21 protein-coding genes, 2 tRNA genes and 1 riboswitch are annotated in these 18,792 nt (G+C 59.8%); of the genes, 7 read left to right on the forward strand and 16 right to left on the reverse strand.

Annotation, left to right across the window (positions count from 1 at the left end; translation table 11 throughout):
- The 4 genes from AC0IYH_RS22735 to uvrB all read right to left on the reverse strand — a co-directional run bounded on the left by AC0IYH_RS22735 (window position 1) and on the right by uvrB (window position 4,073).
- A tRNA-Glu gene (locus AC0IYH_RS22735) sits at window positions 1-76 on the reverse strand.
- Window positions 77-154: 78 nt separating this feature from the next.
- Window positions 155-230, reverse strand: a tRNA-Ala gene (locus AC0IYH_RS22740).
- A 147-nt stretch (window positions 231-377) separates the two neighbouring features.
- On the reverse strand, window positions 378-1,859 hold the full coding sequence (gene gltX / locus AC0IYH_RS22745; protein WP_471836309.1) for a glutamate--tRNA ligase: 1,482 nt from the start codon (window positions 1,857-1,859) through the stop codon (window positions 378-380).
- 198 nt (window positions 1,860-2,057) lie between these two features.
- Window positions 2,058-4,073, reverse strand: a complete 2,016-nt coding sequence (uvrB, locus tag AC0IYH_RS22750) for an excinuclease ABC subunit UvrB (RefSeq protein ID WP_116626396.1) — start codon at window positions 4,071-4,073, stop codon at window positions 2,058-2,060.
- A 344-nt stretch (window positions 4,074-4,417) separates the two neighbouring features.
- Between uvrB and AC0IYH_RS22755 the strand changes: the two genes are divergently transcribed.
- Both AC0IYH_RS22755 and AC0IYH_RS22760 read left to right on the forward strand, forming a co-directional pair.
- Window positions 4,418-5,614 carry an amino acid aminotransferase gene (locus tag AC0IYH_RS22755; protein WP_116626395.1) on the forward strand — a complete coding sequence of 399 codons (1,197 nt, stop codon included), beginning with the start codon at window positions 4,418-4,420 and terminating at the stop codon, window positions 5,612-5,614.
- 151 nt (window positions 5,615-5,765) lie between these two features.
- Window positions 5,766-5,975: a hypothetical protein gene (locus AC0IYH_RS22760; RefSeq protein WP_116626394.1), complete on the forward strand. Its 210-nt coding sequence runs from the start codon at window positions 5,766-5,768 to the stop codon at window positions 5,973-5,975.
- Here the strand turns inward: AC0IYH_RS22760 and ptrR are convergent.
- On the reverse strand, window positions 5,972-6,844 hold the full coding sequence (ptrR, locus tag AC0IYH_RS22765) for a putrescine utilization regulator PtrR (protein ID WP_116626393.1): 873 nt from the start codon (window positions 6,842-6,844) through the stop codon (window positions 5,972-5,974). The two genes, AC0IYH_RS22760 and ptrR, sit on opposite strands and share 4 nt — an antisense overlap.
- A 103-nt stretch (window positions 6,845-6,947) precedes the next feature.
- On the opposite strand from ptrR, the gene AC0IYH_RS22770 reads away from it, so the two are divergent.
- The gene (locus tag AC0IYH_RS22770; RefSeq protein ID WP_471836311.1) at window positions 6,948-8,339 is read left to right on the forward strand and encodes an aldehyde dehydrogenase family protein; all 1,392 of its coding nucleotides are present in this window, start codon (window positions 6,948-6,950) and stop codon (window positions 8,337-8,339) included.
- An 80-nt stretch (window positions 8,340-8,419) separates the two neighbouring features.
- On the opposite strand, the gene AC0IYH_RS22775 is transcribed toward AC0IYH_RS22770, so the two are convergent.
- Window positions 8,420-8,863: a hypothetical protein gene (locus tag AC0IYH_RS22775; protein ID WP_116626391.1), complete on the reverse strand. Its 444-nt coding sequence runs from the start codon at window positions 8,861-8,863 to the stop codon at window positions 8,420-8,422.
- 104 nt (window positions 8,864-8,967) lie between these two features.
- A riboswitch (cobalamin riboswitch) is annotated at window positions 8,968-9,161 on the forward strand.
- 115 nt (window positions 9,162-9,276) lie between these two features.
- Here AC0IYH_RS22775 and AC0IYH_RS22780 point away from each other — a divergent pair.
- The 3 genes from AC0IYH_RS22780 to AC0IYH_RS22790 are packed head-to-tail and all read left to right on the forward strand — an operon-like array spanning window position 9,277 to window position 12,049.
- Entirely contained in the window at window positions 9,277-10,287 is a 1,011-nt protein-coding gene (locus AC0IYH_RS22780; protein WP_471836313.1) for an ABC transporter substrate-binding protein, read from the forward strand.
- Window positions 10,284-11,288, forward strand: coding sequence for a FecCD family ABC transporter permease (locus AC0IYH_RS22785; protein WP_471836315.1), 1,005 nt, complete (start codon window positions 10,284-10,286; stop codon window positions 11,286-11,288). The genes AC0IYH_RS22780 and AC0IYH_RS22785 overlap by 4 nt, the downstream gene beginning before the upstream one ends.
- Window positions 11,285-12,049 carry an ABC transporter ATP-binding protein gene (locus AC0IYH_RS22790; protein WP_471836316.1) on the forward strand — a complete coding sequence of 255 codons (765 nt, stop codon included), beginning with the start codon at window positions 11,285-11,287 and terminating at the stop codon, window positions 12,047-12,049. Before AC0IYH_RS22785 ends, AC0IYH_RS22790 begins: the two co-directional genes overlap by 4 nt.
- A 51-nt stretch (window positions 12,050-12,100) precedes the next feature.
- On the opposite strand, the gene AC0IYH_RS22795 is transcribed toward AC0IYH_RS22790, so the two are convergent.
- From AC0IYH_RS22795 to AC0IYH_RS22830, 8 genes are all read right to left on the reverse strand, one after another.
- A complete protein-coding gene (locus AC0IYH_RS22795; RefSeq protein WP_471836317.1) occupies window positions 12,101-12,589 on the reverse strand; it encodes a GNAT family N-acetyltransferase in 489 nt (162 codons plus the stop codon).
- Complete coding sequence (locus AC0IYH_RS22800; RefSeq protein WP_122773387.1) at window positions 12,586-13,035, reverse strand: GNAT family N-acetyltransferase; 450 nt, start codon at window positions 13,033-13,035, stop codon at window positions 12,586-12,588. Before AC0IYH_RS22800 ends, AC0IYH_RS22795 begins: the two co-directional genes overlap by 4 nt.
- Window positions 13,032-13,571 carry a hypothetical protein gene (locus AC0IYH_RS22805; protein ID WP_471836318.1) on the reverse strand — a complete coding sequence of 180 codons (540 nt, stop codon included), beginning with the start codon at window positions 13,569-13,571 and terminating at the stop codon, window positions 13,032-13,034. The genes AC0IYH_RS22800 and AC0IYH_RS22805 overlap by 4 nt, the downstream gene beginning before the upstream one ends.
- A gap of 32 nt (window positions 13,572-13,603) precedes the next feature.
- Window positions 13,604-14,548, reverse strand: coding sequence for an alpha/beta hydrolase (locus AC0IYH_RS22810; protein WP_471836320.1), 945 nt, complete (start codon window positions 14,546-14,548; stop codon window positions 13,604-13,606).
- Entirely contained in the window at window positions 14,548-14,988 is a 441-nt protein-coding gene (gene tspO / locus AC0IYH_RS22815) for a tryptophan-rich sensory protein TspO (RefSeq protein ID WP_471836322.1), read from the reverse strand. The genes AC0IYH_RS22810 and tspO overlap by 1 nt, the downstream gene beginning before the upstream one ends.
- Before the next feature lie 67 nt (window positions 14,989-15,055).
- Window positions 15,056-15,619, reverse strand: coding sequence for a nucleotidyltransferase family protein (locus AC0IYH_RS22820; RefSeq protein WP_471836324.1), 564 nt, complete (start codon window positions 15,617-15,619; stop codon window positions 15,056-15,058).
- Between the two features lie 22 nt (window positions 15,620-15,641).
- Window positions 15,642-15,941 (reverse strand): 7(1) septoil knot domain-containing protein, encoded by a 300-nt coding sequence (locus tag AC0IYH_RS22825; RefSeq protein ID WP_471836326.1) that lies wholly within the window; start codon window positions 15,939-15,941, stop codon window positions 15,642-15,644.
- 73 nt (window positions 15,942-16,014) lie between these two features.
- Window positions 16,015-16,248, reverse strand: coding sequence for a hypothetical protein (locus AC0IYH_RS22830; RefSeq protein ID WP_078738169.1), 234 nt, complete (start codon window positions 16,246-16,248; stop codon window positions 16,015-16,017).
- A gap of 504 nt (window positions 16,249-16,752) precedes the next feature.
- Between AC0IYH_RS22830 and AC0IYH_RS22835 the strand changes: the two genes are divergently transcribed.
- Window positions 16,753-16,995, forward strand: a complete 243-nt coding sequence (locus AC0IYH_RS22835; RefSeq protein WP_471836328.1) for a DUF6124 family protein — start codon at window positions 16,753-16,755, stop codon at window positions 16,993-16,995.
- Window positions 16,996-17,380: 385 nt separating this feature from the next.
- Here the strand turns inward: AC0IYH_RS22835 and AC0IYH_RS22840 are convergent, their stop codons facing one another.
- Complete coding sequence (locus AC0IYH_RS22840; protein WP_471836329.1) at window positions 17,381-17,779, reverse strand: hypothetical protein; 399 nt, start codon at window positions 17,777-17,779, stop codon at window positions 17,381-17,383.
- On the reverse strand, window positions 17,772-18,674 hold the full coding sequence (locus tag AC0IYH_RS22845; RefSeq protein ID WP_471836331.1) for an endonuclease/exonuclease/phosphatase family protein: 903 nt from the start codon (window positions 18,672-18,674) through the stop codon (window positions 17,772-17,774). Before AC0IYH_RS22845 ends, AC0IYH_RS22840 begins: the two co-directional genes overlap by 8 nt.
- Between the last annotated feature and the right edge of the window lie 118 nt (window positions 18,675-18,792).

Genomic DNA, 18,792 nt, shown 5'->3' on the forward strand with positions numbered 1-18,792 from the left:
TGGCGTCCCCTAGGGGACTCGAACCCCTGTTACCGCCGTGAAAGGGCGGTGTCCTAGGCCACTAGACGAAGGGGACAAAACCTTCTGTACAACCGATCAGAGCTGAGTTCTGATCAATTCAAGGACGGTGTGGCCAGACCTTGAACCTGTAAATTGGTGGAGCTAAACGGGATCGAACCGTTGACCTCTTGCATGCCATGCAAGCGCTCTCCCAGCTGAGCTATAGCCCCTCATCGGTGAGGACGGGGCGAATCTTAATGGCGCTTTGGAAGTGTGTCAAATTTATTTTCAACAATTTCCAAAATTTTTTGCCGGGATAACAATCACTTACCGACGAAACCCCGGAAAACCGGGGTTTCGTCGCTGCAACAGCCTGCCTAAGCGATCGCGCCCAGCAGCTTTTCCCACTCTTTGTTTTCTTTCTTCGACACACCACCAAGCAAATCAAGGGCTTGGCGCAGACGGAAACGCGTGAGGTCAGGCCCGAGAATTTCCATCGCATCCAGCACCGACACCGAACTGGCCTGCCCGGTGATCGCGGCAAACATCAGCGGCATGGCATCGCGCAGTTTCAGCTCAAGGGACTCGACCACCGCCTGGATCGTCGCGGTAATCGCATCCTTCTCCCACTGGCGCAGGCTTTCGAGCTTCCACAGAATCAACTGCATCAACTGGCGCACCTGGTCGCCGGAGAGCTTCTTGGACTCAAACAGCTTGGCGTCCGGGTTCACGCCGCCGGCAAAAAAGAAGCTGGCCAACGGTGCGACCTGGCTGAACGTCTCCACCCTGCCCTGCACCAGCGGCGCGATCTTCATCATGTACTCGGGGTTCAACGCCCACTGCTGCACGCGGCTGGCGAACTCTGCCACCGGCAGGTCACGCAGCCACTGGCCATTGAGCCACGACAGCTTCTCGATATCGAAAATCGGCCCGCCGAGGGACACGCGGGACAAGTCGAAGTTATCGACCATTTCCTGCAGCGAGAACTTCTCGCGCTCGTCCGGCATCGACCAGCCCATGCGGCCCAGGTAGTTGAGCATCGCTTCGGGCATGAAGCCCATGCGCTCGTAGAAGGTCACCGAGGTCGGGTTCTTGCGCTTGGACAGCTTGCTCTTGTCCGGGTTACGCAGCAGCGGCATGTAGCACAACTGCGGCTGTTCCCAGCCGAAGTATTCGTACAGCAGGATCAGCTTGGGCGCCGACGGCAGCCATTCTTCGCCGCGCAGCACGTGGGTGATGCCCATCAGGTGGTCGTCGACCACGTTGGCCAGGAAGTACGTCGGCAGGCCGTCGGTCTTCATCAGCACTTGCATGTCCATGCGGTCCCACGGGATCTCGACGTCGCCGCGCAGCATGTCCGGCACCACGCACACGCCTTCGCTCGGCACTTTCATGCGAATCACGTGCGGTTCGCCGGCAGCCAGGCGCTGGGCCACCTCTTCCTTCGACAGCAGCAGCGCGCGACCGTCATAGCGCGGAGTTTCGCCACGTGCCTGTTGCTCGGCGCGCATCTGGTCGAGTTCTTCGGCGGTGCAGAAGCACGGGAACGCGTGCCCCATGTCGACCAGTTGCTGGGTGTACTGCTTGTAGATGTCGCTGCGCTCGCTCTGGCGATACGGGCCGTGCGGGCCGCCAACGTCCGGGCCTTCCGACCAGGTGATGCCCAACCAGCGCAGCGCATCGAAAATCTGCTGTTCCGACTCACGGGTGGAACGCACCTGGTCGGTGTCTTCGATCCGCAGGATGAATTCACCGCCGTGCTGCTTGGCAAAGCAGTAGTTGAACAAGGCGATGTAGGCAGTGCCGACGTGGGGATCCCCAGTAGGCGATGGCGCAATGCGCGTGCGGACGGTGGTCATGGCTGGTCTCGAATGGGCGATAAAACTGAAAATTGAAGCAAGGGGCGAATGGTAACAGCCTGGGGGATTTCTGGAAAACCGAGGCGCGGCTATCGGGGGCAAGCCCCTCCCACCTCGATTTGTGAACACGGTCAAATGTGGGAGGGGCGGTGCGACGATTGGACTTGCCCCCGATGAGGCCGGCACAGCCACTACAAATCAAACAGCCAGCAACCGCTCGCGCAACTTGCCAATCTCATCCCGCGTCTGTGCCGCGGCCTCAAACTCCAGATCGCGCGCCAACTGGTACATCTTCTCCTCCAACTGGCGAATCCGCTTGTTGATCTCACTCGGCGAGCGCAATTCGTTCTCGTACTTGGCGCTTTCCTCCGCGGCCTTGGCCATGCCCTTGCGCTTCTTGCTGCGCGAGCCGGGCACGGTGGCGCCTTCCATGATGTCGGCGACGTCCTTGAACACGCCCTTGGGCGTAATGCCGTTGGCCAGGTTAAAGGCAATCTGCTTGTCGCGACGGCGTTCGGTCTCGCCGATCGCGCGCTCCATGGAGCCGGTGATGCGGTCGGCGTAGAGAATCGCGCGGCCATTGAGGTTACGCGCCGCGCGGCCGATGGTCTGGATCAGCGAGCGCTCGGAGCGCAGGAAGCCCTCCTTGTCCGCATCGAGAATCGCCACCAGAGACACCTCCGGCATGTCCAGGCCTTCGCGCAGCAGGTTGATGCCCACCAACACGTCAAAGGTGCCCAGGCGCAGGTCGCGGATAATCTCCACGCGCTCCACGGTGTCGATGTCCGAGTGAAGATAGCGCACGCGCACGCCGTGGTCGGCCAGGTAATCGGTCAAGTCTTCGGACATGCGCTTGGTCAGCGTGGTGACCAGCACCCGCTCTTCCAGGGCCACACGCTTGGTGATTTCCGAGAGCAAGTCGTCCACCTGGGTCAGCGCCGGGCGGATTTCGATTTGCGGGTCCACCAGGCCGGTCGGGCGTACCAACTGCTCAACCACACGCCCCGCATGTTCGGCTTCATAGTTACCCGGGGTGGCCGAGACAAAAATCGTCTGCGGGCTGATCCCTTCGAACTCGTCGAAGCGCATCGGCCGGTTATCCAGCGCCGACGGCAGGCGGAAACCGTATTCCACCAAGGTCTCTTTACGCGAGCGGTCACCTTTGTACATCGCGCCGACCTGCGGCACGCTGACGTGGGATTCGTCGATCACCAGCAGCGCATCGTCCGGCAAATAATCAAACAACGTCGGTGGCGCCTGCCCGGAGTCACGGCCCGACAGATAGCGCGAGTAGTTTTCGATGCCGTTGCAGTATCCCAGCTCAAGAATCATCTCCAGGTCAAAACGCGTGCGCTGCTCCAGGCGCTGGGCTTCCACCAGCTTGTTGTTGGCGCGCAGGTAGTCCAGGCGCTCGGCCAATTCAGTTTTGATCCCCTCGATGGCGCCCATCAAGGTTTCGCGCGGGGTCACGTAGTGGCTTTTCGGGTAGAAGGTAAAGCGCGGCAGCTTGCGGATCACCTCGCCAGTCAACGGATCGAAGGCCGACAGGCTCTCGACTTCATCGTCAAACAGCTCGATGCGGATCGCTTCCAGGTCGGATTCGGCCGGGTAGATGTCGATCACATCGCCGCGCACGCGGAAGGTGGCGCGGGCAAAATCCATGTCGTTGCGGGTGTATTGCAGGCTGGTCAGGCGGCGCAGCAGTTCGCGCTGGTCGAGTTTGTCGCCACGGTCGACGTGCAGCACCATCTTCAAATAGGTTTCCGGGCTACCCAGGCCGTAGATGCACGACACCGTGGTGACAATGATCGCGTCCTTGCGCTCCAGCAGCGCCTTGGTCGCCGACAGGCGCATCTGCTCAATGTGGTCGTTGATCGACGCATCCTTCTCGATAAAAGTATCGGAGGACGGCACATAGGCTTCGGGCTGGTAGTAGTCGTAGTAGGAAACGAAGTACTCCACCGCGTTGTTCGGGAAGAACGCCTTGAACTCGCCATACAGCTGCGCGGCCAGGGTTTTGTTCGGCGCCAGCACCAGCGTCGGGCGGTTGGTCTGCGCGATCACGTTGGCGATGCTGAAGGTCTTGCCCGAACCGGTCACCCCGAGCAGCGTCTGATGCGCCAGGCCGGCGTCGATGCCCTCGACCAGCAGGCGAATGGCTTCGGGTTGATCGCCGGCGGGTTCGAAGCGGGTGACGAGCTGGAAATCCGACATAACGTACCTCTTTCAGTCACCCCAAGCCTACAGCCGCCTAGGACGAAAATAGCTCAGCAACCCGCGAAAATTCATCGCAGGTTGCAGGAAAAAACCATGATAGCTGTAGAAGTGGTGGCGAATGTGACGGGTTTCAAGGCAATCGTCTGACATGCCGTCCAGAATCAAGGTTGCAATAAGACTAACGGTCAGCAAATAAACCGAAAAACTTGGCTGAAAAGCCGTTTCGGTTGTCGCCCTCAGCGGTGAGGGCCTCTATACTAGCTCCCCGTTTGTGCACCGCTCTAGTGCATTCGGCTGGAGCGCGACACGTCCCTCCATTCCCCCATAGAGCTGCCGCAAAAATGAGCCTGTTCTCCGCTGTCGAAATGGCACCACGCGATCCAATCCTGGGCCTCAACGAAGCATTCAACGCCGATACACGAACCACCAAGGTCAACCTTGGCGTGGGCGTTTACTGCAACGAGGAGGGGAAGATTCCACTCTTGCGTGCCGTTGCCGAAGCGGAAGCCATTCGCGTGGCGCAACACGCCGCCCGTGGCTACCTGCCGATCGACGGCATCGTCGCCTACGACCAGGCTGTGCAAAAGCTGCTGTTCGGCGCTGAGTCGCCACTGCTGAGCGCTGGCCGCGTGATCACCGCCCAAGCGGTCGGCGGCACTGGCGCACTCAAGATCGGCGCCGACTTCCTCAAGCAACTGCTGCCTGACGCCGTCGTCGCCATCAGCGACCCGAGCTGGGAAAACCACCGCGCGCTGTTTGAAACTGCCGGTTTCCCGGTGCAGAACTACCGCTACTACGACGCCGCCACCCACGACGTGAACCGCGCCGGCCTGCTTGAAGACCTCAACGCCCTGCCGCCGCAGTCCATCGTGGTGCTGCACGCCTGCTGCCACAACCCGACCGGCGTCGACCTGAGCCCGGCCGACTGGCAGAACGTGCTGGACGTGGTCAAGGCCAGGAACCTAGTGCCGTTCCTCGACATGGCCTACCAGGGCTTTGGCGACGGCATCCATGAAGACGCCGCCGCCGTGCGCCTGTTCGCCGAATCGGGCCTGACCTTCTTTGTGTCCAGCTCGTTCTCCAAGTCGTTCTCGCTGTACGGCGAACGTGTAGGCGCGCTGTCGATCGTCAGCGAATCCAAGGAAGAAAGCGCGCGCATCCTGTCCCAGGTCAAGCGCGTGATCCGCACCAACTACTCCAACCCGCCGACTCATGGCGCGGCGATCGTGGCTGCGGTACTGAACAACCCTGAGCTGCGCGCCCAGTGGGAAGCGGAACTCGCCGAAATGCGCCTGCGCATCCGTGGCATGCGCGAGCAGATGGTCGCCGAGCTGGCCAAGGCTGCACCGGGCAAGGACTTCAGCTTTGTCGGCCGCCAGCGTGGGATGTTCTCCTACTCCGGCCTGACCGTTGAACAAGTCACCCGTTTGCGCAGCGAGTTTGGCATCTACGCGCTGGATACCGGGCGTATCTGTGTCGCGGCGCTGAACCAGGCGAACATTGGCGCGGTGACGAAGGCGATTGTTCAGGTGCTGTAAGCCTTAACACGCTGCACGAAGGGGGAAGCCAAATGGCTTCCCCCTTTTTTATGGGCGACCGCTGAACCTGTGGCTCGCCACAACAAACTCGCTCGCCGCAGCACTTCGCGCCTAAACTGAACCTCGACTGCCCCTTTGCTGTGAGAGCCCTATGAGAAACGACGACCTGGACCTGCGCGCCGACCGCGACGAACTGCATGACTACACCCCGCGCACACCGCCCGCCAAACGCCAGAAAAGTTTGGTGCTGCAAGTCGCGCTCGGTGTATTCCTCGGCGGTTTGGCCCTGTGGCTGGTGCAGTTGGGTGCAACGGCACTGATGGCCAAGCTGGCCATGGGTACCCTGCAATTTGGCGGCTAACCCAGCGCCAACCCCTTCTCTTCCAACAATTTCACAAAACTGTTCAAACTCTGCGACACCGTGCCCCGGCGCCAGATCAGCCAGGTATTGAGGATGCGAAACGTATCGCTCAAAGGCCACACACTCACCGCCGCAAACCCCGGCATGTTTTCCAGCATGCTGCGCGGCATCAGCGCCAGGCCGGCACCGGCGCTGACGCAAGCGAGCATTCCGTGGTAACTCTCGATCTCGAAGATCTTGCCCGGCATCGCGCCATCCTGGGTGAACCAGCGCTCGAAGTGGTGGCGATACGAGCAGTTCGAGCGAAACGTATAGATGTTCTCGCCATTCACATCCTGCCCGCGGTTGATCGGCGCGTGGTGCAGCGGCGCGATTACCACCATTTCCTCTTCAAACACTGCCACGCCTTCCAGGGTCGAGTGCAACACCGGCCCATCGACAAACGCAGCCGTCAGGCGCCCCGACAGTACGCCTTCGATCATGGTGCCCGAGGGCCCGGTGCTCAGGTCCAATTCGACCTTGGCGTGCTTCTGGTTATACGCCGCCAGCAACCCTGGAATGCGCACCGCCGCCGTGCTCTCCAGCGAGCCGAGGGCAAACGCGCCCTGGGGCTCCTCCCCCGCCACCGTCGCGCGAGCCTCTTGCACCAGGTCGAGAATGCGCCGCGCATAGCCGAGGAAATTCCACCCGGCCGGCGACAGGCGCAGGCGACTTTTCTCGCGGATAAACAGCTCCACGCCCAGGTCCTGCTCCAGCTGCTTGATGCGCGTGGTCAGGTTCGACGGTACCCGATGAATCAGTTGTGCGGCGGCGCTGATGCTGCCTTGCTCGGCAACGGCCTTGAAGATTTCCAGCTGGACCAGATCCAAATCATTCTCCAATCGTGAATGTATTGCTTAATATTATTCAGTTTCCAGAAAACATCCAAGCCCGTAGGCTGAACCCAATCCACTCATTCAGCCGGACGGTGCCATGAACGCTATTTCTCACCAGACCCACGCCTTGTCGATCAACCCCGCCACGGGCGAAACGGTCGCCAGCTACCCCTATGAAACCACGGCGCAACTCGACGCCGCCCTCGACCGCGCCACGGGTGCGTTCCGCAGCTGGCGCCGCCAGCCGGTGAGCCAGCGCGCCGAACTGCTGCTGGCCCTGGCCGCCGCCCTGCGTGAGCAAGCCGAAGAGATGGCGCAGATGATCACCCTGGAAATGGGCAAACCCATCGCCCAGGCCCGCGCCGAAATCGAAAAATGCGCACTGCTCGCCGAGTGGTACGCCGCCCAAGGCCCGGCCATGCTCGCCCCGGAACCGACCCTGGTGGACAACGGCAGCGCGCAGATCGAATACCGCCCGCTGGGCCCGATCCTCGCCGTAATGCCGTGGAACTTCCCGGTGTGGCAAGTGCTGCGCGGCGCCGTGCCGACGATGCTCGCCGGCAACACTTACGTGCTCAAACACGCGCCGAACGTGATGGGCAGCGCCTACCTGATGAAAGCCGCGTTCCACAAAGCCGGTTTCGCTGACGGCCTGTTCGAAGTGATCAACGTGACCCAGGACGGTGTGTCCAAAGCCATCGCCGACCCACGCATCGCCGCCGTGACCCTCACCGGCAGCGTGCGCGCCGGCATCGCCATCGGCTCCCAGGCCGGTGCCGCGCTGAAAAAATGCGTGCTGGAACTGGGCGGCTCCGACCCGTTTATCGTGCTCAACGACGCCGACCTCGACGCCGCCGTGCAGGCCGCCGTGATCGGTCGCTTCCAGAACAGCGGCCAAGTCTGCGCCGCCGCCAAGCGCCTGATCATCGAAGCAGGTGTGGTGGAAGCATTTACCGCCAAATTCCTGGACGCCAGCCGCGCCCTGGTGATGGGCGACCCGACGTCGACCAGCACCTACGTCGGCCCGATGGCGCGTTTCGACCTGCGTGACGAGCTGCACGGCCAGGTCCAGGCCACCCTGGAGGAAGGCGCGACCCTGCTGCTGGGCGGCAATAAAGTCGAAGGCGCCGGCAACTACTACGCGCCGACCGTGTTGGCCAACGTCACCGACCAGATGACCTCGTTCAAACAGGAACTGTTCGGCCCCGTGGCCTCGATCATCACCGCCCGCGACGCCGACCACGCCGTGGCCCTGGCGAACGACAGCGAGTTCGGCCTCACCGCGAGCATCTTCACCACCGACGCGGCCAAGGCACGGGACATCGCCAACCAGCTGGAAACCGGCGGGATCTTCGTCAACGCGTTCAGCGTGTCCGACCCTCGGGTGGCGTTTGGCGGGGTGAAAAGGAGTGGGTTTGGGCGTGAGCTGTCGCACTTCGGCGTGCGGGAATTCTGCAATGCGCAGACGGTGTGGCTGGATCGTAAGTAACCCCAGCAACTAGCCTGGAATGAGCTTATGTGGGAGGGGGCAAGCCCCCTCCCACATTTGAATCTCGGTGTTTCTGGAAGTTATTGGGCGCTGATGTAGTTGAACTGCGCCTGGGTCTTCTCAACCGCCGCCTGCACTTTGTCTTTTTGCGCCTGCGTGCCCGAGTAGTAAATCTGCATCCCCTTCAAATCCAGCCCTTCGACGGCGTTGCCGATAACCGCCACGTCAACGCCGGTACTGGAGCCCATAATCAAGAAGAAGTTGTCACCCAGTTTTTTCGCATCCTGCAGCTCCTCCCGAAGAAGCGTGGCATTCGCGCCCCCTCCCACAGCAATCGCAAGGTTGTCGGCGATAAAGCCATGGCTGGGGATTTTCGTTGCGCGCAAACGCAGTTTGGCCGGCCCAGGTGGAAGTGACGCGACGTACGCAGTGGAGGCCTCGTCCAGGATCTGCTTTTCAGATTTACCGTGGGTAGCGCAACCGGCTAGCAGGGCGATAAAGGCGAGGGTGACTAAAGATTTCACTATGTATTCCTTGTGAGAAAGCTGTCCATGGGGCGTGCATCATAGGAGACCCACCCCGCCAGGGCTACCACTGTCGTCACGCCCCTCCCGTTCAACCCCGTGATCGACTACCATACCGCGCCGGTTCCCAAACGGGACTAATAGGGAATTCGAAACGCCGCACGCGGCGCCAATCGAAACTGCCCCCGCAACTGTAGGTGCTGAGCCTGCTCCATAACGCCACTGGGCCTTGCCCGGGAAGGCCGGAGCGTGGCGACGACGCATCAGTCAGGAGACCTGCCGGCCCAGCACGATAACCAACCGGCGGGGTGTCCGGGAAGGACGCCTTTACCCTGCCCGGTTGGCAGCGCTCATAGGTGTGTTTCCAAGCCGTACCGCCCCTGCTTCACCTACGGCTTTACGGAGATTGCCCCATGCTGCCACGCGTTACCGCCCTGCTCACCGGCCTGGGTTTCTGTGCCCTGGCCCACGCGGCACCGACTCATTACCCGCTGACCGTGGAAAACTGCGGCAGTAACGTAACCTTCCAGCAAGCCCCTGCGCGCAGCGTGACCATCGGCCAGGCCGCCACCGAGATGCTTTACGCCTTGGGCGTGGGCGACAAAGTGGTCGGCACCTCGCTGTGGTTCAACAACGTCTTGCCGCAATACAAGGCCCTGAATGACGGCATCGAACGCCTGGCCAATAACGAGCCGAGCTTCGAAGCCGTGATCGCCAAGCGCCCGCAACTGGTGGCCGCCGAGCTGGAATGGGTGGTCGGCCCGCAGGGCGTGGTGGGCACGCGCGAGCAATTCCACGAGTTGAAAATTCCCACCTACCTGCTGCCCTCCGACTGCGAAGGTAAGGACAACCTGGTGGGCGCCGACGGCACGCGGCTGGAACCGTTCCGCATCGAGACCATTTATAAAAGCATCAGCCAACTGGCGCAGATTTTCGACGTGCAGGACCGTGGCCAACAGCTGAACGACGAACTCAAGGCACGCCTGGCCAAGTCCGTCGCCACCGTGCAAAGCAAAGGCCTCAAGCAGGCGAGTGCGCTGGTGTGGTTCTCCAGTTCCGAGATGGCCAGCGACCCGTACGTGGCCGGCCACAAAGGTATTCCCGAATTCATGCTGCAAACCCTCGGCCTGACCAACGTGGTGCAGTCCGACGAAGAGTGGCCCGCCGTGGGCTGGGAAACCATCGCCAAAGCCAACCCGACCTTTTTGGTGATCGCGCGCATGGACCGCCGCCGCTACCCCGCCGACGACCATGAAAAGAAACTCGCCTTCCTGCGCAGCGACCCGGTGACCCGCAACATGGACGCGGTGAAAAACAACCGCATCATCATCCTCGACGCCCTGGCGCTGCAGGCCAGCATCCGCATGTTCGACGGCCTTGAACAACTGGCCACGGCCATCGACGGCTACGACCTGCCGAAATGATGCGCCCTCTTCTTGCCCTGGCCCTGCTGCTCACCGCCGTGCTTGCCGGCGTGGCCATCGGCGAAACGTCGATCTCGCCGCAGGTGGTGGTGCAGGTGCTCGCCAACAAACTGTGGGGCGCCGGCTACGTGCTCGACCCCATCGACGAAGGCGTAGTGTGGAATTACCGCCTGACCCGCGCCCTGGTCGCCGCCGCGTGTGGCGCTGGCTTGGCGACGTGCGGAGTAATTTTGCAGTCGTTGCTGCGCAACCCGTTGGCCGACCCCTACCTGCTGGGCATCAGCGCCGGCGCCTCGACCGGCGCGGTGTTGGTGGCGCTGATGGGCGTGGGTGGCGGTTTGATCTCGTTGTCGGCGGGCGCGTTTGTCGGCGCCATGGCGGCGTTTGCCCTGGTGATCCTGCTCGCGCGGGCCAGCGGTTCCGTGAGCGGCACCGGCCAGATCATCCTCGCGGGCATCGCCGGCTCGCAGCTGTTCAATGCACTCACCGCATTCCTGATCACCAAATCGGCCAGTTCCGAACAGGCACGCGGCATCATGTTCTGGCTGCTCGGCAACCTCAGCGGCGTGCGCTGGCCCTCGGTGTGGCTGGCGGTGCCGGTGGCGGTGGTGGGCTTGGCGGTGTGCCTGTGGCACCGGCGGGCGCTCGACGCGTTCACCTTCGGCAGCGACTCGGCGGCGTCGCTGGGCATCCCGGTGCGCCGCGTGCAGTTTGTGCTGGTGGGCTGCGCGGCGCTGGTCACGGCGGTGATGGTGTCGATTGTCGGCTCCATCGGCTTTGTCGGCCTGGTGATCCCCCACGCCGTGCGCCTGCTGCTCGGCACCGGGCACTCACGCCTGCTGCCGGCCAGCGCGTTGGGCGGTGCGTTGTTCCTGATTGCGGCGGATGTGCTGTCGCGCACGCTGATCAAGGGCCAGGTGATTCCGGTGGGGGTGGTCACTGCCCTGGTCGGCGCGCCGGTGTTTGCCTTGATTCTGATCGGCCGGAGGAATGCCCGATGAGCGTACTCAGTTGCGCCGGCCTGGGCTTCAAGGTGCGTGAGGCCGAGTTGCTTTGCGATATTCACCTTGAGGTTCAGTTGGGGGAAACCCTGGGGATTGTCGGGCCGAACGGCTCCGGTAAATCCACCTTGCTCAAGCTGCTCGCCGGCCTGCGTGCGCCGGCATCGGGTGAAGTGCGGCTTGGGGGGAAGCGTTTGGGCACGCTGTCACGCCGCGCCATCGCGCAACAGTTGGCCGTGGTGGAGCAACAAGCCGACACCGACGACGCCATCCGCGTGTTCGACGCCGTGGCGCTGGGCCGCACGCCATGGCTGTCGGCGCTGAGCCCATGGTCCGGCGAAGACGACGCCATCGTGCGCCAGGCCCTGCACGACGTAGACGCCACTCACCTGAGCGCACGGGCCTGGCGCAGCCTTTCCGGCGGCGAACGCCAACGTGTACACATCGCCCGCGCGCTGGCGCAACGGCCGCAGATTCTGTTGCTGGACGAGCCGACCAATCACCTGGATATCCAGCATCAACTGGCGATATTAAAAGGTGTGCAAGCCCTGCCGGTGACCACCTTGATTGCCCTGCACGACCTTAACCAGGCCCTGACCTGCGACCGCCTGGCCGTGCTGGATCGTGGGCGGTTGGTGGCGTTGGGCAAGCCATTGGAAGTGTTGACACCGCAGCGGCTGCAGGACACGTTCGGCGTGCAGGCGCACTACCTGACGGACCCGTTCGACGGCGCGCAAATCCTGCGCTTGCGCTCCAACTGACCCACCAAAATTCAAATGTGGGAGAGGGCAAGCCCCCTCCCACCTTCGGATCTAAATCGGCTTGTGCATGTGGGTGGTCTGCCACACCGGGTCGGCTTCGATATCGACAATCTCAAAACCCTGCCGCACCCAGAAATCAATCGCCCCCGGCAAAAACGGGTGGGTATGCAGGTACACCACCTCTACCCCATCCGCCCGCGCCAGCGCTTCCAGCGCAAGATACAACCTACCCGCCAACCCAAAACGACGAAACGCCGGCAGCACAAATAACCGCACCACTTCCACCGTCTTGCGGCCCGAGTAATCCAACTGGGAAAAACGCCCGTCGTAGGGCAGATAGCCGATGGCCGCAACGATCCGATCACCCTCGTGCGCTAGCAGAAACTGCCCGTCGCCTTGCAGGTAAACAGCTTCGAAGTCCGCCAGATCCGCAGGCATACCGGCGGCACTCAGCTTGGGGAATAACTGCGCGCGGGCTTCAAGGACAAAGGTAAGTACATCCGGGATGTCAGCGGCCGTGACCGGCTGGATATCAATCATGCGCTTTTACGCTCATAGCGAAAGTAACCATTGGCGCCAGTCCCGACCTGGGCAAAGCCAGCCGCCTCGTACATAAGCCGCGCCGGGTTATCCGGGCGCACGCTCAAACTCAAATGCCTGAACCCCGCCTGCCCCGCCGACACCGTAAACGCATCCAGCAGCGCGCGACCGATCCCGTTGCGCCGGTAAGCTTCGCCGACATTAATGGTACACAGCTCGGCGAAACTGTCCTCTGGCATCCACAGCGAATAACCGGCGAACTGCGCGCCCAGCATCGCCACGCTCAGGCGCTCGAAGTTGTCGACCCACCGTGTAAGGTGCCGCTCCAACTGACGCTGCCATGCCGCTTCGTGAGCCGGCTCCCATTGCTGGATATAACCCAGCTCACCCCGGTAGATCGCCGGCAGGTCGGTCACGGTGGCAGGCCGCAGCGTCAACGCGCTCACTCACGCAACTCGCACGTAGCACTGCCCTTCATCCCCGACGCATGCACGCTCACATGGCGCACGCTGAAGCCGGGTTTCTGCACAATCTTTTTCTCATCCCAGATATCCCCACTGGCCACCTGATAACCGATGCTCCCATCCGCCTGCCAGCTCAGGCGCAGGATATACACGCCGTTATAATCCGGCGCTTGCTTGAACTGGGTGTCGATGATCGGCTTGGCCTTGTTGAAGGTGCGCAGGTTGAACAGGCGCTGGTCGGTGCCGGGCGGCGAGTAGCTGGACAGGAACAGCGTGTCATCCTCGGCCGCGTCTTCGGCGGCCGCGAGGATCACCGACGGCACCCATTTTTCGCCACGGTCCTGATTGTCGGTCACCACCTTGCAGGTCAACTGGCCTTTGCCGCCCACGTTCTGGCGCAGCACAGTCTGGTACTGGCCGTAGGGCACGTCGAAGGTGAGTTTCTGTTCGGTGGCCTGGCCGCAGGCGGTCAGCAGAAACAGGGCTGAGAGCCCGATGGTGCATTGAAGACGCTTCACGTGCAGTCCTTTGCTTGGAGGGAGGCGAGAGGTTACTCGGCCGGTTGCAGTTTGAGTACTGCCGCGTTGACGCGCTGGGTTATCCATCCTCGGCTGTAGACCAACACGTCGCTGGCCATCGCCACCGGAAAATGAATAAACCCATGGGCCGATTCGGGCAGCAGATGAACCTCTGCCTCAGGCCACCTTTCAGCAATCAACAACGTGTCGTCCTTGAGCGGGTCCAACTCCCCTACAAACATCAGCGCTGGCGGCATGCCGATAAAGTCGCCATACAATGGCGACAGCGGCGGCTGCCGGCGTTCGTCATCACTCAACCCCGGCGTGAGCATGCGCAACGCCTCGACCATCCCCGGCCCATCCAGCAACAAGGTGTCCGGCCCGGCCGTGCGCACGCTCGGCGTGCCGGTCAAATCGTAAACGCCGTAGTACAACACTGTGCCGCTCACGCGTTTGAGCAATTCTGGCCATTGCTTGAGCGCCAGCAAAGTCGCCGCCGCCAGATGCCCGCCGGCCGACTCGCCCACGACAATCACCGGCAAGCCCGCAAACTCCTCCTCACTGAGCAACCAGCGCGCCGCCGCCAGGCAGTCGTCCAGCAGCCCTTGCACCGGTGTGTTCACCGCCAGCCGATAATCCACCGACACCACGGCCACGTCGCAGGCGTTGACCATGCCCAGGTTGAGGTCGTCATCCATCTGCGCATTGCCGATCACCCAGCCGCCGCCGTGGATATCCAACACCACGCCCTTGGGCTTGCCGCCGGGCCGCAGGATGCGCACCGGCACGTTGCCTACAACCCGGCGTTCGGCATCCGGCGCCTTCTTGAGGGTTTGGCTGACGCGCAACAACGCCTGAATCAGACGCGGCGTAACGCGATTGCGGATTTTAAAGCGCGGCATCCACGCAAGCTTCTGGTTGAAGCGACGCATCTGCGCCAGCTCGGGCTCACTGACTGGCCATAATGTGTAAGCCATCAGCGATTATTTCGCAGAATCGAGAAATTCAGCGCCGCCGCCACACACAGCCACGCCAGGTACGGGAACAGGATCAAGCCAGTGATCAGGTCCAGGCGCACCGCCAGCACTACCATTGCCGCCACGGTCAGCCACAGCAGCGCCAGAATCACCATCCCCGCGAGGATGCGATGCGCGCCGAAAAACACCGGCGTCCACAGCGTGTTCAAGGCGATCTGCGCCGCCCACAGCGCCAACACCACTTCGCTGCCGGGGATCAAACTCAAGCGGTAGCCGGCCCAGGCCAGCAGCAGGTAAATGAGGGTCCACGCCACCGGGAACAACCAATTGGGCGGGGTAAAGCTCGGTTTTACGAGGGAGTCGTACCAGGCCCCAGGCTTGAAGATAATGCCGGTGCTGGCAGCGGCGGCGCAGGCGAGCAGGAAGATAAAGAAGGTCATGGTCGGTCCTTGGCTGAACGTTTCCACTTGGACGTGTCGCACCCGGGTAAAAGTTCAGCAAAAACCTTCAGCCAGGTTCCACAATCCTCAGCCACGGCCAGCGCGCCTGATAACTCCTGGCCTTCTTGGCAAACAGTTCCGGCTCCGCATGCACGGGGTTGATGCGCAAGATGCCCTGCTCCACATCCGCCAACCCATACGGCGCATACACCTCGCCCGAGGCGATCTCCAAACCGATGCACGTGCCCGCCACTAGGTAACGGTCCACCCCTTGTTTAGCCGTGTGCAGCTGCGGATACGGCCGGCCAAACCGCTGCCCATACCAGAGGTGCACCCGCGCCTGGTTCTTCACTTCGACATTAACCCCCAGGTCCTCGAACAACCGCTCAGCCCGGCGAATCACCGCGTCCTCCGCCTCGTAGGACAGGTCGGTGTCGAAGTAAAAAACATCGTAGTCCTTTACGCCCTGGTCCGCAGGCAGGTTCGACTGGTGATTCCACACCGCCTGGAACAGACAGCCCGCCGTGAGCATGCACTGCTCCACCCCGAGGTCGGGCAGGCGCGCGGTGATTTCGGCGTTGATGGGGTTGGCCATGGCCAGGGTGAGCAGGCGGTCGACGGTCAATGCCATGGGGATCCCTTAGTGATCAGCCTCAGTTAACCCCAGGGTAGCTGTCCACGTATTGAATGGTGAAGTCGGGATAGGAGTCGACAATCTGGATCTTGTAGTCCGGGTAGGAATCGACCGTCTGCCATTTACCAACCGAGTCAGGCCAGGCATCGACTTTCTGTACTTTCAGGTCGGGAAACTGGCCTACCACCTTGACCTTGTAGTCGGGGTAGCTATCCACGAACTGGATCTTGCCGTAGATCTTCGACAAATCCACCGATGAAGCCGCCGACGCGCAGAAGGGCGAGATCAACAACAGCGACGCAACAACAACCTTGAACATGAATTTTTCATCCTGAAATATAAGGCGCCCAAGCTGACAACCTGCGCGCGAAATGTCCTGCATCTACTGAAGATCAGCCCTTCAACTCACCCGCGCGATTGCTCGCCGCGTCGTCGTACGCCACATACAGCGACTCGGCGATCTGGCTTTTGATCGCCTTGCTGGCTTCCAACCCGAGCACGAAACCTTCGGCTTTACCGCCGGCCCGGTTGAGTTCTTCGTGGGTGGAAGCGCCAGTGATGGCATCCAGCAGCTTGGTGGCGTGAGGGCCGACGCCTTTTGGCAGGGAGATTTGGTCGATGGACATGGGCGATACCTTGAAAGAATGAGATCGGTAGCGCGTAAAACCACTGCCGGGGGCTGGCATGGTAGACCGATATCCACATCAAAGGGCCGTTTTCTGGCCGCCAAGACCTTGCCCCCCGCCTTGTGGCGAGGGAGCTTGCTCCCGTTGGGCTGCGCAGCAGCCCCATCCATAAGCCCCAAATCCCCCCAGGCAAACACCAAAGCCACACCACCTTGCTCCATTGCCTACGCTTACGTCAGAATCCGCCGGCTTGTGTGCTGGGGTGGCCGTCTCTAAGGTTGCTCGGTCGCCGACTTCTCGGGGATCGGGTTTAGTAGCCTGAGTTGGGTATTGAAGAGTGCACGAGCTTCATCAATCAGACATTGCGTCTGCGCTTGATGGCGGCTGTGCGTAGGGCACCTTCGGGTGCGCCGGCTTTGATATCCACCGGTCTACTAACCTGCGCACAGCTGCCACCTTTTTGTTTAGTAGCGAAAAGGTGACGGCCCAAAACTGGATATCGTTATGTCTCAAGCTAAAACTGATTCAACCACCCTGTTCACCGTCGTACCCGACGCCAGCAGCGAAACCCTGCTCACCAACAGCTTCGAAACCTTCACGTCCGTAAGCACCCTGCTGCTCGACCTGTCCGAAGACCTGAGTGGCAAACACCGCGACATCGCTCTGGCGATCCACCAACTGAGTGAGTTGGGCGTGCTGCTCACCGCCAAACTTCTCGACCGTGAGGCGCCTTGCCCCGACCGATAACTACTCTTTTCAACTCATTCGCCCAATTAATCGCCGCGTCGCCGCACACCAAATACGCCGCGCCGACGTGGCTGTTCTTATCAGTCCTGTGAGAGCTAAAGCAAATTTAAATACTTTACATTAGCCGCCAACGCGCAGATCAAGAGCACGCATTAATCAAGCGTTAAAAGTAAGACTTGAGCACGTATTGCAGACCACCTAAAAACACAGTTTGAAAATCATAAAGCAAATTTAAAACCTAACCAAAACACAAATAACCTTATCCATAACAACTCATAACTTAAACCAAAAAACCACACAACTAAAAGCCTCCAACACTCGCCAAAATGAAATAAACCCTCTCTCCTCCCACAGACACAAAAGTAAAAAAATTACATATTAAAACCTAATTAGCAAGACTAAATATAGCATTAGCCACAGAGGTAAGTTGAACCAATTCAGAGAACGCAAGTTCGATTTCCTCTGCTGTCATACAGACAAATTTTGACACGTCAGATTCAACTACCACAGGATAACCATTACTACCATCCTCAATTATGATAGCGATTTTTGTTCCCCTCTGAGCGTCTTTCTGGGAGACCGCGTAAACAGCCTGTACAAAATTTCCTATTAACGCCTCTCTGTGCCCGCCATATTCGTTAAGAACCAAACCAACACACCCATCAGTCCCTTCAAACAATAGCTGCGAAATATACTCAATTTTTTCCCTGATTTCTTTTTTATTAAGATCAACCTTTTGAGCCATACCTAGCCCTGCAGCAAGCGCACTTTTGAAGTCAGCCATAATATTTAGTTACCCTGCCAAAAATTGGTAAATGATCAAAACCCGAGAAGAAACTCTCACTTAAGTAATTATCTTCGTCATAACTGAATACACTAGTACGCTCTTCATCTAGGTGCCACAAGCTATGCCCCATGAAAGCTGAAGAAACAATAATCTGATCAAAGGTGAACCACTTCGTAACGTGAGAGCTCGACTTATAGTAGTAGGTACCATGACATGGTGACATCTTCCCACCACGGCTATATGGCTGCAGTCCTCCTAGACTACGCCAGAATGGGTTATACATAATATAAGGCTTATCTACAACAACACGTCGATCACGAGTAGCTATCAACTTATCGTAAATCGGCTTATCAAATGGCTCGTTATTATAATCCCCCATGAGTATTATTTTCGCACTATAACCATCTTCCTTGAAAATCGAATCAACATCTGCTCGTAACGCGCTCCCCAATTCATCTCGGCCTAATTCAGGACGTGACATTTGGCTAGGCCAGTGAGATATATAAAAGTAAAAAGTCTCTCTAGTATCAACTATCAAAAACTCAGCCCTCACCGCCACTCGCAGATTGCCAGAGTAATGAGGATGCACAATATTCTTACTTCTAACGAACATCAGCTTGTCACTTCGATAAAAAATAGCAATATCGAAAATTAGACGCCCCTCTCTGGATGTAACATTTAGAGTTTCAAAGCCAGCTCTAAGAAATGATCTCCCTACTGCAAGAATAAAAGAGTTCGAAACCTCCCCAAATGCAATAAGGTCAAGATTCATTAGCTCGTTTAGATGACAAAAGCCAAACCAAGGACGAAGCGCTGAAGCCAACACAGGCTCTTTGGCCGAAGCGACGGGCGGCTTCAACCCTACATTCCACCAAGCGAAAGTCACATCCATTTGCTTCCCTTTTTTGCACCCTAGACATCAATCGAGTGCTACAGAACTATTAAAATAATGAAGCAAACACCCTGAAAATTGCTAAAGCAGAACAGGAAGCCAAACCTAGCCCCTCGAA

It is taken from the genome of Pseudomonas sp. AC463 (assembly GCF_979253585.1).

Excerpts from the sequence above, each read along its gene's own strand:
- gltX (WP_471836309.1), bottom strand. The coding sequence starts at position 1,859 with ATGACCACCGTCCGCACGCGCATTGCGCCATCGCCTACTGGGGATCCC.
- uvrB (WP_116626396.1), bottom strand. The coding sequence starts at position 4,073 with ATGTCGGATTTCCAGCTCGTCACCCGCTTCGAACCCGCCGGCGATCAA.
- AC0IYH_RS22755 (WP_116626395.1), top strand. The coding sequence starts at position 4,418 with ATGAGCCTGTTCTCCGCTGTCGAAATGGCACCACGCGATCCAATCCTG.
- AC0IYH_RS22760 (WP_116626394.1), top strand. The coding sequence starts at position 5,766 with ATGAGAAACGACGACCTGGACCTGCGCGCCGACCGCGACGAACTGCAT.
- AC0IYH_RS22770 (WP_471836311.1), top strand. The coding sequence starts at position 6,948 with ATGAACGCTATTTCTCACCAGACCCACGCCTTGTCGATCAACCCCGCC.
- AC0IYH_RS22780 (WP_471836313.1), top strand. The coding sequence starts at position 9,277 with ATGCTGCCACGCGTTACCGCCCTGCTCACCGGCCTGGGTTTCTGTGCC.
- AC0IYH_RS22785 (WP_471836315.1), top strand. The coding sequence starts at position 10,284 with ATGATGCGCCCTCTTCTTGCCCTGGCCCTGCTGCTCACCGCCGTGCTT.
- AC0IYH_RS22790 (WP_471836316.1), top strand. The coding sequence starts at position 11,285 with ATGAGCGTACTCAGTTGCGCCGGCCTGGGCTTCAAGGTGCGTGAGGCC.
- AC0IYH_RS22795 (WP_471836317.1), bottom strand. The coding sequence starts at position 12,589 with ATGATTGATATCCAGCCGGTCACGGCCGCTGACATCCCGGATGTACTT.
- AC0IYH_RS22810 (WP_471836320.1), bottom strand. The coding sequence starts at position 14,548 with ATGGCTTACACATTATGGCCAGTCAGTGAGCCCGAGCTGGCGCAGATG.
- tspO (WP_471836322.1), bottom strand. The coding sequence starts at position 14,988 with ATGACCTTCTTTATCTTCCTGCTCGCCTGCGCCGCCGCTGCCAGCACC.
- AC0IYH_RS22820 (WP_471836324.1), bottom strand. The coding sequence starts at position 15,619 with ATGGCATTGACCGTCGACCGCCTGCTCACCCTGGCCATGGCCAACCCC.
- AC0IYH_RS22825 (WP_471836326.1), bottom strand. The coding sequence starts at position 15,941 with ATGTTCAAGGTTGTTGTTGCGTCGCTGTTGTTGATCTCGCCCTTCTGC.
- AC0IYH_RS22830 (WP_078738169.1), bottom strand. The coding sequence starts at position 16,248 with ATGTCCATCGACCAAATCTCCCTGCCAAAAGGCGTCGGCCCTCACGCC.
- AC0IYH_RS22835 (WP_471836328.1), top strand. The coding sequence starts at position 16,753 with ATGTCTCAAGCTAAAACTGATTCAACCACCCTGTTCACCGTCGTACCC.
- AC0IYH_RS22840 (WP_471836329.1), bottom strand. The coding sequence starts at position 17,779 with ATGGCTGACTTCAAAAGTGCGCTTGCTGCAGGGCTAGGTATGGCTCAA.
- AC0IYH_RS22845 (WP_471836331.1), bottom strand. The coding sequence starts at position 18,674 with ATGGATGTGACTTTCGCTTGGTGGAATGTAGGGTTGAAGCCGCCCGTC.